Annotated in this window: 1 protein-coding gene; it reads left to right on the forward strand. The window is 55.8% G+C overall.

Translation table 11 applies throughout. The features are described from left to right. Window positions 1-111 precede the first annotated feature (111 nt). The coding region (locus N7387_RS21135; RefSeq protein ID WP_279800934.1) for an inverse autotransporter beta domain-containing protein at window positions 112-1,637 on the forward strand (1,526 nt) is incomplete at its 3' end.

Below are 1,637 nucleotides of genomic sequence, written 5' to 3' on the forward strand. Positions count from 1 at the left end.
TCAAAAACAAAGAGGGTAACGGCCTGTCTGTTACTCTTTTTGCAGTTATTTTTTCCGGTGTCGACCGCAACATTATCGGTTGCTTATGCGGCAGAGCAAAATGATGCATTAATGATGTCAGAAACCTTCGACGGACTTAATGCCCTGATGGATACATCCCCCGACCCCTCTCTGCAGCCTCAGAGTGAAAGAGCGGCGTCCGGCAGTACGCTGAGCGGTGAGGGATTTACCGTTGAAATGCCATCCGGCAGTGAATACGGCGTGATGCCGGCCGGTTCAGACAGCGGTTTTATCTCCGGGCAGAATGGTATGCCGTTCCCGATGAGTGTCAGCACGCTGCCGGACCCGGCAAATCCGGCACCGCGCGATAATACCGTGCGGACCGATGATATCTTCAGTGCGTTGCCGACCCTCGGTCTGCCCGATATCTCTCCGCAAGATGAAACGGCGCAGAGTGAAGCCCGTCTGGCAGACAATGCCTCACAGGCAGGGCAGATCCTCTCCGCAGATGATGCGGTGAATGCGTCTCTCGGCTATGTGCGCGGTATCGGTGAAAATCTGCTCAACCAGCAGGTGAACGACTGGCTGAACCAGGTGGGCCATGCCCGCATTCAGTTCGGCAGCAATAAAACCGGCGATGCCGATCTCCTGGTGCCGTTAATCGATAACCCGAACAGCCTGCTGTTTTCACAGATCGGCTTTCGTGCCAACGATGAGCGCACCACCACCAACCTCGGTCTGGGTTACCGTCAGTATGAAGACGGCTGGATGTGGGGGGTGAACAGCTTTTATGACTACGATATCACCGGCAGTAACTCGCGGGTTGGTGTCGGCGGTGAATTATGGGCCAACTACCTGAAATTTGCAGCTAACGGCTACTTCAGGGTAACCGACTGGCATCAGTCGGCACTGCATGAAATGCGCGATTATGATGAACGTCCGGCGAACGGGTTTGATATCCGCGCGGAAGGCTATCTGCCTGATTATCCGCAGTTAGGCGCATTTGCAAAATATGAACAGTACTTCGGCGACGGCATCAGCCTGGCCGGTACCACCTCGTCCGGTGAACTGAAAAGTAACCCGTCGGTCTCCACCCTCGGGCTCAGTTACACCCCGTTCCCGCTGATCACCTTCAAAGGTCAGACCTCCCGCGGTGATTCCAATGACAGCCAGGTCGGTATGGAGCTTTCCTACCGTTTCGGCGTGCCGTTATCACAGCAGCTGGATACTGACAATGTTGATCTGATGCGTAACCTGGCGGGTAACCGTTACGACTTTGTCGACAGAAACTACAACATCGTGATGCAGTACCGTAAGCAGGAACTGCTGCGGATCGCCCTGCCGCCGGCACTGCACGGTGAGGCGGCACAGACGCATCCGGTGACGGTCAGTGTGCTGAAGGCCAAATACGGCCTGAAATCACTGCGCTGGTCAGCACCTGAACTGCTGGCAAACGGCGGTGAAATCAGACAAACCGGGCTGACCACGGCGGATATTACCCTGCCGGAATATGTCTTTATGGATCGTAACGGCGGGCCGCAGGGCTACCGTGTGACAGCGGTCGGTGAGGATAACGAGGGCAACCCGTCCAACACCGCAGAAATGTGGGTGAATGTGATCCCGTCGGTGGAAACCGT

Source organism: Morganella sp. GD04133 (genome assembly GCF_029835375.1).
In the GTDB taxonomy this organism is placed as follows: Bacteria; Pseudomonadota; Gammaproteobacteria; order Enterobacterales; family Enterobacteriaceae; genus Morganella; species Morganella morganii_B.